This window comes from Pseudomonas sp. AC255, assembly GCF_979258175.1.
Genome location: NZ_OZ409841.1, coordinates 4,161,933 through 4,176,300, shown reverse-complemented (window position 1 = coordinate 4,176,300; position 14,368 = coordinate 4,161,933). Strand labels below are relative to the sequence as shown.

Below are 14,368 nucleotides of genomic sequence, written 5' to 3'. Positions count from 1 at the left end.
GTCTGCTAGTACTTTCCAGCAGGGAACGAAGGGCAGATCAAATGTGTGCATCTCAAACATCGCTGCATGCCAACACTCCATCGATCGCGGTGCTGGATAGCCGCTGCCTTCGTGTGCGGGATGTGCGTTACCACCGCCATCCCGATTCACTCGCTGTTACAAGCGAACGCATTGACCGTCACCATTACGATGGTCGCGGGTTCCTGATGCGCAGCGCTGACCCACGATTAAACGAAGCCGGGTTGGCCAATTTCATTTATGTCAGGAGTCTGTCCGGGCGCGTGTTGAGCCAGCAGGGCGCCGACAATGGCAGCAGCGTGGTGCTACCTGACGCCGTCGGTCGTTCCTGGAGGGTGGTAAGCAATATTCCCGGTCCTGGCCACGATGCGGGATCCACAAGTCAGCTTGTTACCAGCACCTATCAATATGAAGGGGACGACCTTCTCGGTCGCTTGACCAGCGTTTCCGAACAAGTGGCGAACGAACGTCCGAAAATCAGCGAGCGCAGGGTGTATGCCGCAAACACTGAGGCTGAAATGGCCTTGAACGTGGCCGGCCGGTGCGTGAGCCATTACGATACGGCGGGTCTGACCCAGACTGATAGCGTGGCGCTGACAGGCGTGCCGCGTTCCATTAGCCGGCGTTTCGTCAAGAACGCAGATAACCCGGACGAGGTGGTCGATTGGCAGGGTGAAAACGCGTCGGACTGGAATGCCGATCTGGATTACGAGACCTTTACCAGCCTGGTGACCACCGATGCGACGGGCGCGCTGCACACCTCTACGGACGCAGCGGGCAACCGGCAGCGCGTGGCTTACGATATGGCAGGCGCAATCCGGGGGCACTGGGTGACGCTCAAGGACAGCGCGGAACGGGTTGTCGTGAAGTCGCTGACGTATTCGGCGGCGGGTCAGAACCTGCGTGAAGAGAGCGGCAACGGTGTGGTAACCACTTGGAAATACGAGCAGGAAACCCGGCGCCTCTCGGGAATCAGAGTGGAACGACCGCTCGGGCATGCGGCGGGAGCTAAAGTGCTACAGGATCTGAAGTACACCTATGATCCGGTTGGTAACGTCAGCGTTGAGCGCGACGATTCGCAGACACCATGTTTCTGGCGAAATCAGAAGATGCTGGCGCAAAACACTTATATCCATGACTCGCTCTATCAACTGATCAGCGCAACCGGACGCGAGATGGCGAATGCCGAGGGGGCATGCGGCTCCCCTCTGGTCTGCGGTTCTGACCACGCCGCTTACACCAGTTACACCCGCAATTACCGCTACGATATGGCTGGCAATCTGATTCAGATACGCCACATCGCACCAGCCTCGCAAAATAATCACACCGCCAGGGTCACGATCAGCAACCGCAGCAATCGCGGTGTGTTGGACACCCTGGCGACAAATCCCGAGGAGGTGGAAGCATTTTTCTCGGCGGGTGGGCAGCAGACCACTTTGCATCCCGGACAGCGGCTTGTCTGGACGCCGCGCAACGAACTTTTGCAAGTGACCCCGGTGATGCGTGATGGCGCGATGGATGACCATGAGACGTATCGCTATGACAGTGCTAGTCAGCGAGTGCTGAAGTTCAGCGCGCAGAAAGTGTGTAGTGGGATACAGAAGCAACGGGTCGTCTACCTGCCGTCACTGGAACTCAGAACAAAGGATGTCGGCACAACAGCGGCGGAGCGTCTGCAAATCATCAACGTGGATGCATCAGGTCGATCCCGGCTGCGAATCCTTCACTGGGACAGTCCGAGGCCGCAGAACACCGACGGCGACCTGCAGTACTACAGCTATGACAACTTGATTGGCAGTAGCGCACTGGTCGTGGACTGTGAAGGGAAACTAGTGAGCCAGGAGGAGTATTACCCATTCGGCGGAACAGCCATATGGGTGGCGCGAAGTGCCATTGAGGCAAGTTTTAAAACCGCCAGGTACTGCGCAAAGGAGCGCGATGCCACGGGACTTTACTACTTTGGCTGGCGCTACTATCAGCCTTGGGCAGGGCGCTGGTTAAGTGCTGATCCGGCAGGAACGGCGGACGGCATGAACCTGTTTATGATGGTCGGTAATAATCCCGTCACGTTTTTTGACAGCAATGGTTTGTACAAGGAAGGGCAAGAAGCCAGGCAAATGGTTGGCGAGTCATTTATCCATCCATTGCATATGCCTGCCTTCGAAAAAGTATCCAAAGAGCACAATGTAGCAATAAGCGTTAGAGAGTCCGGAAGTTACACCATCAAGGCTTTGGGCGAAGGTGCCGCTGCCAAGGGCCATAACATTCTTGAAAAGACCATCAAACCGTCTTCCTTGAAAGCAGTTTACGGGGTTGGCGCTGGAGCGATGCTCGTGCGGGCAGAAAAAAGCGGGTTGGTCGGGCGAGTGGGGCAGTGGGGCCGGGGCGGTGTTCGAGGACTTTATGCGCGCAATAGCATCAGCGATGAAGATGTTTCCTACAGCGTTAATCTGCAAAGTCCCATCGAACACGAACTCCTGGATGCCTGGGTGAAGTTCAAAGTAGTCACGCCTTATACGGGTGACTACGATATGCACGATGTTATTCAGATAAGACAAGGTAAGGGCATTGTTCCGGGCTCGGGAAGTAGTGAGGAGGCGCAAGTCATGAATTTGCTCAATCATGCTGTCGCCGAGCTGGATTCCTCGAGGCCGTTCGATAACACCCCGATGAATGTGATCCGTCATGGTCCGCAAGTGAACTTCGTTTCATATATGTGGGGACATGAATTCGATAAGGTCAAACAGGACAACGGATATCTGGAGGCAGTTGCCCGGCCAGGCCCGTTTCCTATTGCGATGGTGCACCAGGGACAGTGGTCGATTATCGAAAGCACCCGCGAACTGTTCGATTTTTACGGGGCGTTGAACACCGCAGTTCCGGAACACTGGGCGCAAGAGTTTGTGAGTCGGGGAAACGGCATGGTTGCCACGCCCAGACATGCCAGAACACTGGATTGGCATCGCAGCAACACCGTCTAGAAGTCAGGTTTGCCGGGTTGCCAACTCAGTGCTGATCGTGGGGGCGCCAAGGCTACTCGTACTGGCTGAGCAGCCGCTCCATCCGTGCATCGAGGCGACGTTTGATTTCGGTTTCGATGTGCGGGGCGAAGTCGTCGATCACGTCTTGCATGATCAATTGCGCGGCGGCGCGCAGTTCGCTGTCCAGGTGCAGCAAGGCATTCGGGCCTTTATCGACCGGTGCGGCAGCCGGGGCAGCCGGCGGCGCTGGTGGCGCTGGTGGCGGCTCGACGGCCGCCGGCTGATTGCCGACGGAATCGAACAGCATCGGAATCTGTTCCTGTTCGCCGTCATCGACCGTATCGGTCAAGAGCGGCGGTTGCAGGTTGTCATCGCCGAGCAACTGGCGGATCGATTCGAGATCGTCCAGCAGGTGTGCGGATTTCTGTTGCGGTTTCGGAGTGTCCATTGGAATGCTCAGAGTCGCTGTAAACGGTGGTCTTGCAGAGAATAGCCCTGTTCGCGGTAGAAACGGAAACTCTCCCGCGCCGCCGCTCGGATGGTCGGATCTTCCACCACCACTTCCGCCACGCGGGCAAATTTGCTGGCGAAGGCCGGGACTTTCAGGTCGAGATTGACCAGCAGATCCTGGTGCTCACCGCAGTCTGCCCCGTGTCCCAGCACGATCAAACCGTCGGGCTCACTGTCGGCCGGGCCGTGAGGCACGAAACTTTCGCCCTTGAATGCCCACAGCCGCGCATCGAGATCGTCACGTTGGGCCGCATCGCTGCAATGCAGGTAGATGCGATGGCCCATGCGCCAGGCTTTCTCGGTGAGCTTGCAGGCGAAATCCAGGCGCGCCGAAGGATCGGCGCTGGGCAGGATATAGAAGTCGACTTTGGTCATTGCGGTTCCAGAGCGGCAAGCGGCGTCACCCGAAAGTGACGCCGCCGCCCATCAGCGGTGTCAGGCTTTGGCGCGATCGAGCAGGTACTGGGTCAGCAGCGGAACCGGACGGCCAGTGGCGCCCTTGTCCTTGCCGCCGCTGGTCCATGCCGTGCCGGCGATGTCCAGGTGCGCCCAGTTGAGGTTCTTGGTGAAGCGCGACAGGAAGCAGGCGGCGGTGATGGTGCCGGCCTTCGGCCCGCCGATGTTGGCGATGTCGGCGAACGGGCTGTCCAGCTGCTCTTGATACTCGTCGAACAGCGGCAGTTGCCAGGCGCGGTCGTCGGCAGCCTTGCCGGCGCTGAGCAATTGCTCGATCAGTTCGTCGTTGTTGCCCAGCAGGCCGGACGTGTGTGCGCCCAGGGCCACCACGCAAGCACCGGTCAGGGTGGCGATGTCGATCACCGCTTGTGGCTTGAAGCGCTCGGCGTAGGTCAGCGCATCGCACAGCACCAGACGGCCTTCGGCGTCGGTGTTGAGGATTTCCACGGTCTGGCCGCTCATGGTGGTGACGATGTCGCCCGGACGGGTCGCATTGCCGCTCGGCATGTTTTCGGCGCAGGCGAGGATGCACACCAGATTGATCGGCAGTTTCAGCTCAAGCACGGCGCGCAATGTGCCGAACACGGAGGCAGCGCCGCCCATGTCGTACTTCATCTCGTCCATGCCGGCGCCCGGCTTCAGGCTGATGCCGCCGGTGTCGAAGGTGATGCCCTTGCCGACCAGCGCGTATGGCTTCTCGGATTTCTTGCCACCGTTGTATTGCATGACGATCAGGCGTGGCGGCTGGGCGCTGCCCTGGCCCACGGCGTAGAACGAGCCCATTCCCAGAGACTTGATCTTCTTCTCGTCGAGCACTTCGACTTTCAGATCCTTGAACTCTTTGCCCAGATTCTTGGCCTGTTCGCCCATGAACGTCGGGTGGCAGATGTTCGGCGGCAGGTTGCCCAGATCGCGGGTGAAGGCCATGCCGTTGGCGATGGCGGTGGCGTGGTTCACGGCGCGCTGCACTTCGGCTTGCGCAGCCTTGATGGTCAGCAGGGTGATTTTCTTCAGCGCGCGCGGTTCGGCTTTCTGGCTCTTGAACTGGTCGAAGGTGTAGCCGCCGTCGACCAGGGTTTCCGCCAGCAGGCGGGTCTTGCCGTAGCTGTCGCGACCTTTGACGATGACTTCATCCAGCGCCAGCACGGCATCACCGCCGCCCAGGCCTTTGAGGGTGTTGAGGATGCCGGCAACGATTTTGCGGAACGGACGGTCGCCCAGTTCTTCGTCCTTGCCCACGCCGACCAGCAACACGCGCTCGGCTTTCAGGTTCGGCAGGCTGTGCAGCAGCAGGCTTTGACCGACCTTGCCGGCCAGGTCGCCACGCTTGAGCACGGCGCTGATCGCGCCGCCGCTCGACTCGTCGACCAGTCTGGCGGCGACGCCGAGTTTGCGGCCTTCGCCGACGGCAACCACCAGGGTGGCGGTTTTCAACGTTTCTGGGCTAACGCTTTTTACAACCAGTTCCATGTCCGGATCCCTGAATGAATGGTCAACACGCAGGCGTTCGACGCTGTCCGCAGTCGCCTGCTTATAGATAGATAGAAGAGGCGCAGGCCAAAGCCTGCGACAAGGGCCGCAGTTTGAACCTCGCTCCCCGCGCCTGACAACCCTAGGGGCGTTCTCAATTAGTTTTCACACCGCGTTGTCGCCTTAAAGCCAGCCAGGCAAGGCGCAGGCCGCTTGGAATGGTTGTTCCCTTTCCAAGGCCTGCAACGCAGACTGGCCGGCTTTAAGGCACAACCCGGCGCGGTGTGAAAACTAATTGAGAACGCCCCCTGGGTTGTACCATCAGCAAAGGATTACAGAGATGGATGAGTGTGCGCAGTGACAGGCGCACCCAATCACAGGATAATGCCGCATCTTTTTTCGACCGCTCTGCATGGCGGGCCGGTCGATGTGTTTGCTTGTTTGGCCGCCTTAGCCTGACAACCCTGGAGTGTCTGGTTTGATCGTCTTCCGTTATCTGTCCCGCGAAGTCCTGTTGACCCTCAGCGCCGTAAGTGCCGTGCTGCTGGTCATCATCATGAGCGGTCGCTTCATCAAATACCTGGCGCAGGCTGCGGCCGGTCAGCTCGATCCGGGCTCGCTGTTCCTGATCATGGGCTTTCGTCTGCCGGGCTTCCTGCAACTGATTCTGCCGCTGGGCCTGTTCCTCGGGATCCTGCTGGCCTACGGTCGCCTGTACCTTGAAAGCGAAATGACCGTGCTCTCGGCCACCGGCATGAGCCAGCAGAAGCTGTTTCGCATGACCCTGTTTCCGGCGACGCTGGTGGCACTGGTGGTCGCGTGGCTGAGCCTCGGCCTGGCTCCGCAGGGCGCCAACCAGTTTCAGCTGCTGCTGAACAAGCAGGACGCGCTGACCGAGTTCGATACCCTCGAGCCGGGCCGCTTCCAGGCCCTGCGTGATGGCACTCGGGTGACCTACACCGAAACCCTGAGCGACGATCGCGTCAATCTCGGCAGCGTGTTCATCTCGCAGAAGAACCTCGGTGCCGATAAGAAGGACCGCGGGATTTCCGTACTGGTGGCCGAGTCGGGCCGTCAGGAAATCCGCCCCGACGGCAATCGCTACCTGATTCTCGACAACGGCTATCGTTATGACGGCAGCCCCGGGCAGGCCGATTACCGCGCCATTCATTACGAAACCTACGGCGTGCTGCTGCCCAAGCCGGACGTCAGCGAAGAAGTCACCGACCGTGACGCGATGCCGACCTCGTCCCTGTGGGGCAGCGACGACATTCGTTCGAAAACCGAACTGCAATGGCGTATGTCGCTGCCGTTGCTGGTGTTCATCGTGACCCTGATGGCGGTGCCGCTGTCGCGGGTGAATCCGCGTCAGGGGCGTTTCCTGAAGCTGCTGCCGGCGATTCTTCTTTATATGGCTTACCTGACCATCCTGATTGCCGCTCGCGGCGCCCTTGAAAAAGGCAAGATCCCGCCGGCCCTCGGTCTGTGGTGGGTACACGCGATCTTTTTGGTGATCGGCCTCGGCCTGCTTTACTGGGAGCCGCTGCGCCTGAAGCTGGCCAGCCGTCGCAGCGCCGCGCTGGAGGTGGCCCGTGGTTAAACTCGACCGCTACATCGGCAGCAGCGTGTTCATGGCGATCATCGCCGTGCTGGCGATCATCCTCGGCCTGGCGACGCTGTTTGCCTTCATCGATGAAATGGGCGACGTCAGCGACACCTACACCCTGGTCGACGTGCTCGGTTTTGTATTGCTGACCGCACCGCGCCGGCTGTATGAAATGTTGCCGATGGCCGCATTGATCGGCTGCCTGATCGGTCTCGGCAGTCTGGCCAGCAGCAGTGAGCTGACGGTCATGCGCGCTGCTGGCGTGTCGATCGGCCGCATTGTCTGGGCCGTCATGAAACCGATGCTGGTGCTGATGCTCGCCGGCGTGCTGATCGGCGAATACGTCGCCCCGGCCACCGAAAGCATGGCCCAGGCCAATCGCTCGCTGGCCCAGGGCAGCGGCGATGCGCAAAGCGCCAAGCACGGTATGTGGCACCGTCAGGGTGAAGAATTCATCCACATCAACGCGGTTCAGCCGAACGGTCTGTTGTACGGCGTGACGCGCTATCACTTCGACAAGGAGCGCCATCTGCTCAGCTCCAGCTTCGCCAAGAAGGCCGAGTTCGACGGCACCAAGTGGCAGCTCACCGACGTTGCCACCACGCTGTTCCATGAGCGCAGTACTGAAGTGGTCAACAGTCCGAGCGAGGAGTGGGACGTGGCGTTGAGCCCGCAGCTGCTCAGCACCGTGGTGATGGCGCCGGAATCGCTGTCGATCAGCGGTCTGTGGGGCTACATCCACTATCTGGCGGAGCAAGGCCTGAGCAATGGCCGCTACTGGCTGGCATTTTGGGTCAAGGTGTTGCAGCCGCTGGTGACCGCCGCGCTGGTGCTGATGGCGATCTCGTTCATCTTTGGCCCGCTGCGTTCGGTGACCCTTGGTCAGCGGGTCTTCACTGGCGTGCTGGTGGGCTTCACCTTCCGCATCGTCCAGGATCTGTTGGGGCCATCGAGTCTGGTGTTCGGTTTCTCGCCGTTGTTTGCGGTGCTGGTGCCGGCCGGCGTGTGTGCGCTGGCGGGTGTCTGGCTGCTTAGACGCGCGGGCTGATGAACAAGCTTTCATTCAGCGCCTGAACCCTGAAAACGCCTCGGTCGCCAGACCGGGGCGTTTTTGCATGCGATCCGGGTGACAGGCGAACGTGACGCTTGCGCCGTGTATCAGGTACAATTCCCGGCTATTTTTCGGCGGGCCAAGCCTGCAGCCTTTTTGAGTGTTGATCCGTGAGTGATTTGAGTCATATCCGCAATTTCTCCATCATCGCCCACATTGACCATGGCAAGTCGACGCTGGCTGACCGTTTCATCCAGATGTGCGGCGGCCTGGCCGAGCGTGAAATGGAAGCCCAGGTACTGGATTCCATGGATCTTGAGCGTGAACGCGGGATCACCATCAAGGCCCATAGCGTCACCCTCTATTACAAAGCCAAAGACGGCATCACCTACCAGCTGAACTTCATTGACACCCCGGGCCACGTCGACTTCACCTACGAAGTCAGCCGTTCCCTGGCCGCGTGCGAAGGTGCCTTGCTGGTGGTCGATGCGGGGCAGGGCGTAGAAGCCCAGTCCGTGGCCAACTGCTACACCGCCATCGAGCAGGGCCTGGAGGTCATGCCGGTACTGAACAAGATCGACCTGCCACAGGCCGAGCCGGATCGCGTCAAGGACGAGATCGAGAAGATCATCGGTATCGACGCAACCGACGCCGTTACTTGCAGCGCCAAGACCGGCCTGGGTGTCGACGAAGTGCTCGAGCGTCTGGTGCACACCATTCCTGCGCCGACCGGCAACATCGAAGATCCGCTGCAAGCGTTGATCATCGACTCCTGGTTCGACAACTACCTGGGCGTTGTTTCCCTGGTACGCGTGCGCCACGGCCGTGTGAAGAAGGGCGACAAGATTCTGGTCAAGTCCACCGGCAAGGTGCACCTGGTCGACAGCGTCGGCGTGTTCAACCCGAAACACACCGCCACCGTTGATCTGAAGGCCGGCGAAGTGGGCTTCATCATCGCCAGCATCAAGGACATTCACGGTGCACCGGTCGGTGACACCCTGACCCTGAGCTCCACCCCTGATGTGCCGGTGCTGCCGGGCTTCAAACGCATTCAGCCACAGGTTTACGCCGGTCTGTTCCCGGTCAGTTCCGACGACTTCGAGGATTTCCGCGAAGCGCTGCAGAAGCTGACCCTTAACGACTCGTCGCTGCAGTACACCCCGGAAAGCTCCGACGCCCTGGGCTTCGGCTTCCGTTGCGGCTTCCTCGGCATGCTGCACATGGAGATCATTCAGGAGCGCCTCGAGCGCGAATACGACCTGGACCTGATCACCACCGCGCCGACAGTAATTTTCGAGCTGGTGCTGAAAACCGGTGAAACGATTTACGTCGACAACCCGTCGAAGCTTCCGGATGTGTCGGCGATCGAGGACATGCGCGAGCCAATCGTGCGCGCCAATATCCTCGTGCCGCAGGAACACCTGGGCAACGTCATCACCCTGTGCATCGAGAAACGCGGCGTTCAGGTCGACATGCTGTTCCTCGGCAATCAGGTGCAAGTCACCTACGACCTGCCGATGAACGAAGTGGTCCTGGACTTCTTCGACCGTCTCAAATCCACCAGCCGCGGCTATGCTTCGCTGGACTACCATTTCGATCGTTACCAATCGGCTAATCTGGTGAAACTGGACGTGCTGATCAACGGCGACAAGGTCGATGCCCTGGCATTGATCGTGCACCGTGACAATTCGCACTTCAAAGGTCGCCAGTTGACCGAGAAGATGAAAGAACTGATTCCTCGTCAGATGTTCGACGTGGCGATTCAGGCCGCCATCGGTGGTCAGATCGTGGCCCGGACAACCGTCAAGGCGCTCAGAAAGAACGTATTGGCCAAATGCTACGGCGGTGACGTCAGTCGTAAGAAGAAGCTGCTCGAGAAGCAGAAGGCCGGTAAGAAACGCATGAAACAGGTCGGCAACGTGGAAATTCCACAGGAAGCCTTCCTCGCCGTGCTCAGGTTGGAATAATCAGGTCCTATGTCGCTAAATTTCCCGCTGTTGCTGGTCATCGCCGTGTTCGTCTGCGGCCTGTTGGCGTTGATTGATCTGCTGTTCCTGGCACCGCGTCGGCGGGCTGCCATTGCCTCTTATCAAGGCAGTGTCAGCCAACCCGAGCCTGTGGTGGTCGAGAAGCTGAACAAAGAGCCGCTGCTGGTTGAATACGGCAAGTCGTTCTTTCCGGTGCTGTTCATCGTCCTGGTGCTGCGTTCGTTCCTGGTGGAGCCGTTCCAGATTCCGTCCGGCTCGATGAAACCGACGCTGGACGTCGGCGACTTCATTCTGGTGAACAAGTTTTCCTACGGCATCCGTCTGCCGGTGATCGACAAGAAGATCATCGAAGTCGGTGACCCGCAGCGCGGCGATGTGATGGTGTTCCGCTACCCGAGCGACCCGAACGTCAACTACATCAAGCGTGTGGTGGGCCTGCCGGGTGACACTGTGCGTTACACCGCCGACAAGCGTCTGTTCGTCAACGGTGAGTCGATCGCCGAGAAGATGGCCGGCGCCGAAGCAGGTTCGCTGGGCAGCGCGGAGCTCTATCAGGAAAAACTCGGCGCAGCCGAGCACCTGATCCGCAAGGAAATGAGCCGCTACCGCGCCACTCCGGATCGTTCGTGGACGGTGCCTGCCGGGCACTACTTCATGATGGGCGACAACCGCGACAATTCGAACGACAGCCGCTACTGGGATGATCCGAACATTCCCAAGGATCTGCTGGGCATGGTTCCCGACAAGAATATTGTCGGCAAGGCCTTCGCGGTCTGGATGAGCTGGCCAGAGCCGAAACTCAGCCACCTGCCGAATTTCTCGCGGGTCGGCCTGATCAAGTAATCAAACACGGCGCTGTTGACCACAGCGCCGAATGCATTTCTGGAGCCGGCACAATCGGCTTCGCAATCGCCAGGATCTATTTTTTGAACACAGCGTTAATTGTCCCAGGCCTGCGCCGTACCCCGGCGATGGCAGTGGAAACCAGCCACGAACTCAGCGTGGGTAAACCGTGAGCGTTTCTCTAAGCCGTCTCGAGCGCCAGCTCGGCTACACCTTCAAGGACCAGGAGCTGATGCTGCTGGCCCTCACGCACCGCAGTTTTGCCGGGCGCAACAACGAGCGTCTGGAATTCCTCGGTGATGCCATCCTCAACTTCGTCGCTGGCGAGGCGCTGTTCGATCGCTTCCCGCTGGCCCGCGAAGGCCAGTTGTCGCGTTTGCGCGCGCGGCTGGTAAAAGGTGAGACGCTGGCCGTACTGGCTCGCGGTTTCGACCTCGGTGATTATCTGCGCCTGGGTTCGGGTGAACTGAAGAGCGGTGGTTTCCGCCGTGAATCGATTCTCGCCGATGCCCTCGAAGCTCTGATCGGTGCGATCTACCTCGATGCCGGCATGGACGTCGCCCGCGAGCGCGTACTGGCGTGGCTAGCCGGCGAATTCGAAGGCCTGACGCTGGTCGACACCAACAAGGATCCGAAAACCCGCTTGCAGGAACACCTGCAATCGCGCGGTTGCGAACTGCCACGCTACGAAGTGGTGGATATTCAGGGCGAACCGCACTGCCGTACCTTCTTCGTCGAGTGCGAAGTGGTCTTACTGAATGAAAAAGCCGAGGTCAGGGTGTGAGCCGTCGTATTGCCGAACAGGTAGCGGCCGCCGCAGCACTGATTGCCTTGGGCGTGGAGAATGGCAATGACTGATACAAACGCAACTCGCTGTGGCTACGTTGCCATCGTCGGCCGTCCCAACGTCGGCAAGTCGACGCTGCTCAACCACATCCTCGGGCAGAAGCTCGCGATCACCTCGCGCAAGCCGCAGACTACCCGCCACAACATGCTCGGGATCAAGACCGAGGGCGACGTCCAGGCGATCTACGTCGACACTCCGGGCATGCACAAGGGTGGCGAAAAGGCCCTGAACCGTTACATGAACAAAACCGCTTCGGCGGCGTTGAAAGACGTCGACGTGGTGATCTTCGTCGTCGACCGCACCAAGTGGACCGACGAAGACCAGATGGTGCTCGAGCGTGTGCAATACGTGACCGGCCCGCTGATCGTCGCGCTGAACAAGACCGATCGCATCGAAGACAAAGCCGAGCTGATGCCGCACCTGAGTTGGTTGCAGGAACAGCTGCCAAATGCGCAGATCATTCCGATTTCCGCGCAGCACGGGCACAACCTCGAAGCGCTGGAAAAGGTCATCGCCGATCACCTGCCGGAGAATGATCACTTCTTCCCGGAAGACCAGATCACCGACCGCAGCAGCCGTTTCCTTGCCGCCGAACTGGTGCGCGAGAAAATCATGCGCCAGATGGGTGCCGAGCTGCCGTACCAGATCACCGTCGAAATCGAAGAATTCAAGCAGCAGGGCAAGACCCTGCACATCCACGCGCTGATTCTCGTCGAGCGTGACGGCCAGAAGAAAATCATCATTGGCGACAAGGGCGAGCGCATCAAGCGCATCGGCACCGAAGCGCGCAAGGACATGGAGCTGCTGTTCGACTCCAAGATCATGCTCAACCTGTGGGTCAAGGTGAAGGGCGGCTGGTCCGATGACGAGCGCGCGCTGCGTTCGCTGGGTTATGGCGATCTGTAAGTAGCGATCTCGAAAACACCGCTACTCACTGTGGGAGCGAGCCTGCTCGCGAAGAGGATGTAACACTCAGCATTGATGTTGACTGTCACTCCGCTTTCGCGAGCAGGCTCGCTCCCACAGTGGTTTTGGGTTGTATGTAAAACCGCGTTTCTTCATCGAGAACTCAATGTCGCAAAACCCGCCTCCCGCCCAACCCGCCTATGTCCTGCATTCGCGCGCCTATCGCGAAACCAGCGCACTGGTCGATTTCCTCACGCCGCAAGGTCGGCTGCGGGCGGTGTTGCGCAGTGCGCGGGGCAAGGCCGGGACGCTGGCGCGGCCGTTCGTGGCGCTGGAGGTCGAGTTCCGTGGCAAGGGCGAGCTGAAGAATGTCGGGCGCATGGAGAGTTCTGGTACCTCTGCGTGGCTCAACGGCGAGGCGCTGTTCAGCGGCCTCTATCTCAACGAACTGTTGATTCGGCTGTTGCCTGCCGAAGATCCGCATCCTGCAGTATTTGATCATTACGCCGCGACCTTGCTGGCGCTGGCCGAAGGTCGACCGCTGGAGCCATTGTTGCGCTCCTTCGAATGGCGATTGCTGGATGATCTCGGCTACGGCTTTTCCATGAACACCGATATGCACGGTGAGCCCGTCGCTGCTGACGGCCTCTACCGTTTGCAAGTGGACGCCGGACTCGAGCGGGTGTATCTGCTGCAACCCGGCCTGTTCAACGGTACCGAGCTGCTGGCCATGGCCGAAGCCGACTGGTCGGCGCCCGGTGCGCTGTCGGCGGCCAAGCGTCTGATGCGCCAGGCGCTGGCGGTGCATTTGGGCGGGCGTCCGCTTGTCAGTCGCGAGCTGTTTCGCAAGCCCTGATATGCTGTGCGCCGAACCTTTCAATTCAGGAGCGCATCCGTGACCAGCAGCAATCGCATTCTTCTCGGCGTGAACATCGACCACGTCGCCACCTTGCGTCAGGCCCGTGGCACGCGCTACCCGGATCCGGTCAAGGCGGCGCTGGATGCAGAAGAGGCGGGCGCCGATGGCATCACCGTGCACCTGCGTGAAGACCGTCGGCACATCCAGGAGCGCGACGTACTTCTGCTCAAGGATGTGCTGCAAACCCGCATGAACTTCGAAATGGGCGTCACCGAAGAAATGATGGCTTTCGCCGAGCGCATTCGCCCGGCGCACATTTGCCTGGTCCCGGAAACCCGTCAGGAACTGACCACCGAGGGTGGCCTGGATGTAGCGGGGCAGGAGGAGCGAATCAGGGCTGCGGTCGAGCGCTTGTCGAAAATCGGCAGCGAAGTGTCGCTGTTCATCGACGCCGACGAGCGCCAGATCGCCGCCTCCAAGCGCATCGGTGCACCGGCCATCGAGCTGCACACCGGGCGTTACGCCGATGCCGAAACCCCGACTGAAGTGGCAGAAGAGCTCAAGCGCGTCGCTGATGGCGTGGCGTTTGGACTGGCGCAGGGCCTGATCGTCAATGCCGGGCATGGCCTGCATTACCACAACGTCGAGGCCGTGGCGGCAATCAAAGGCATCAACGAACTGAACATCGGCCACGCGCTGGTGGCGCATGCGTTGTTCGTGGGCTTCAAGTCCGCCGTATCGGAAATGAAAGCGCTGATTCTGGCTGCTGCTCTCAAGGGCTAAGATCAAAGATCGCAGCCTTCGGCAGCTCCTACAGGTGTACACATAACCCT

The 14,368-nt window shown here is 59.8% G+C and carries 11 protein-coding genes and 1 pseudogene; 9 read left to right on the top strand and 3 right to left on the bottom strand.

The window, feature by feature from the left end:
• Window positions 1–41: 41 nt before the first annotated feature.
• Window positions 42–2,999: an RHS repeat-associated core domain-containing protein gene (locus ACZZ0K_RS19000; protein WP_258707635.1), complete on the top strand. Its 2,958-nt coding sequence runs from the start codon at window positions 42–44 to the stop codon at window positions 2,997–2,999.
• A gap of 52 nt (window positions 3,000–3,051) precedes the next feature.
• On the opposite strand, the gene ACZZ0K_RS18995 is transcribed toward ACZZ0K_RS19000, so the two are convergent.
• The 3 genes from ACZZ0K_RS18995 to ACZZ0K_RS18985 are packed head-to-tail and all read right to left on the bottom strand — an operon-like array spanning window position 3,052 to window position 5,435.
• Window positions 3,052–3,447 (bottom strand): DNA polymerase III subunit chi, encoded by a 396-nt coding sequence (locus ACZZ0K_RS18995; RefSeq protein ID WP_258707636.1) that lies wholly within the window; start codon window positions 3,445–3,447, stop codon window positions 3,052–3,054.
• Window positions 3,448–3,455: 8 nt separating this feature from the next.
• Window positions 3,456–3,884, bottom strand: coding sequence for a DNA polymerase III subunit chi (locus ACZZ0K_RS18990; protein WP_056783088.1), 429 nt, complete (start codon window positions 3,882–3,884; stop codon window positions 3,456–3,458).
• Between the two features lie 60 nt (window positions 3,885–3,944).
• Window positions 3,945–5,435: a leucyl aminopeptidase gene (locus ACZZ0K_RS18985; RefSeq protein ID WP_056783090.1), complete on the bottom strand. Its 1,491-nt coding sequence runs from the start codon at window positions 5,433–5,435 to the stop codon at window positions 3,945–3,947.
• 478 nt (window positions 5,436–5,913) lie between these two features.
• Between ACZZ0K_RS18985 and lptF the strand changes: the two genes are divergently transcribed.
• The 8 genes and pseudogenes from lptF to pdxJ all read left to right on the top strand — a co-directional run bounded on the left by lptF (window position 5,914) and on the right by pdxJ (window position 14,318).
• A complete protein-coding gene (gene lptF, locus ACZZ0K_RS18980) occupies window positions 5,914–7,035 on the top strand; it encodes an LPS export ABC transporter permease LptF (protein WP_016771566.1) in 1,122 nt (373 codons plus the stop codon).
• On the top strand, window positions 7,028–8,089 hold the full coding sequence (lptG, locus tag ACZZ0K_RS18975; protein ID WP_056783092.1) for an LPS export ABC transporter permease LptG: 1,062 nt from the start codon (window positions 7,028–7,030) through the stop codon (window positions 8,087–8,089). Before lptF ends, lptG begins: the two co-directional genes overlap by 8 nt.
• 173 nt (window positions 8,090–8,262) lie before the next feature.
• On the top strand, window positions 8,263–10,059 hold the full coding sequence (gene lepA, locus ACZZ0K_RS18970) for a translation elongation factor 4 (protein ID WP_016771564.1): 1,797 nt from the start codon (window positions 8,263–8,265) through the stop codon (window positions 10,057–10,059).
• Between the two features lie 9 nt (window positions 10,060–10,068).
• Complete coding sequence (gene lepB / locus ACZZ0K_RS18965; protein WP_056783094.1) at window positions 10,069–10,923, top strand: signal peptidase I; 855 nt, start codon at window positions 10,069–10,071, stop codon at window positions 10,921–10,923.
• Between the two features lie 169 nt (window positions 10,924–11,092).
• Window positions 11,093–11,781: pseudogene (gene rnc, locus ACZZ0K_RS18960) on the top strand (ribonuclease III).
• Window positions 11,774–12,676 (top strand): GTPase Era, encoded by a 903-nt coding sequence (era, locus tag ACZZ0K_RS18955; protein ID WP_016771562.1) that lies wholly within the window; start codon window positions 11,774–11,776, stop codon window positions 12,674–12,676. Before rnc ends, era begins: the two are co-directional and overlap by 8 nt.
• 166 nt (window positions 12,677–12,842) lie before the next feature.
• Window positions 12,843–13,532 (top strand): DNA repair protein RecO, encoded by a 690-nt coding sequence (gene recO, locus ACZZ0K_RS18950; protein ID WP_056783095.1) that lies wholly within the window; start codon window positions 12,843–12,845, stop codon window positions 13,530–13,532.
• Between the two features lie 39 nt (window positions 13,533–13,571).
• The gene (gene pdxJ, locus ACZZ0K_RS18945; protein ID WP_095180437.1) at window positions 13,572–14,318 is read left to right on the top strand and encodes a pyridoxine 5'-phosphate synthase; all 747 of its coding nucleotides are present in this window, start codon (window positions 13,572–13,574) and stop codon (window positions 14,316–14,318) included.
• Window positions 14,319–14,368 lie beyond the last annotated feature (50 nt).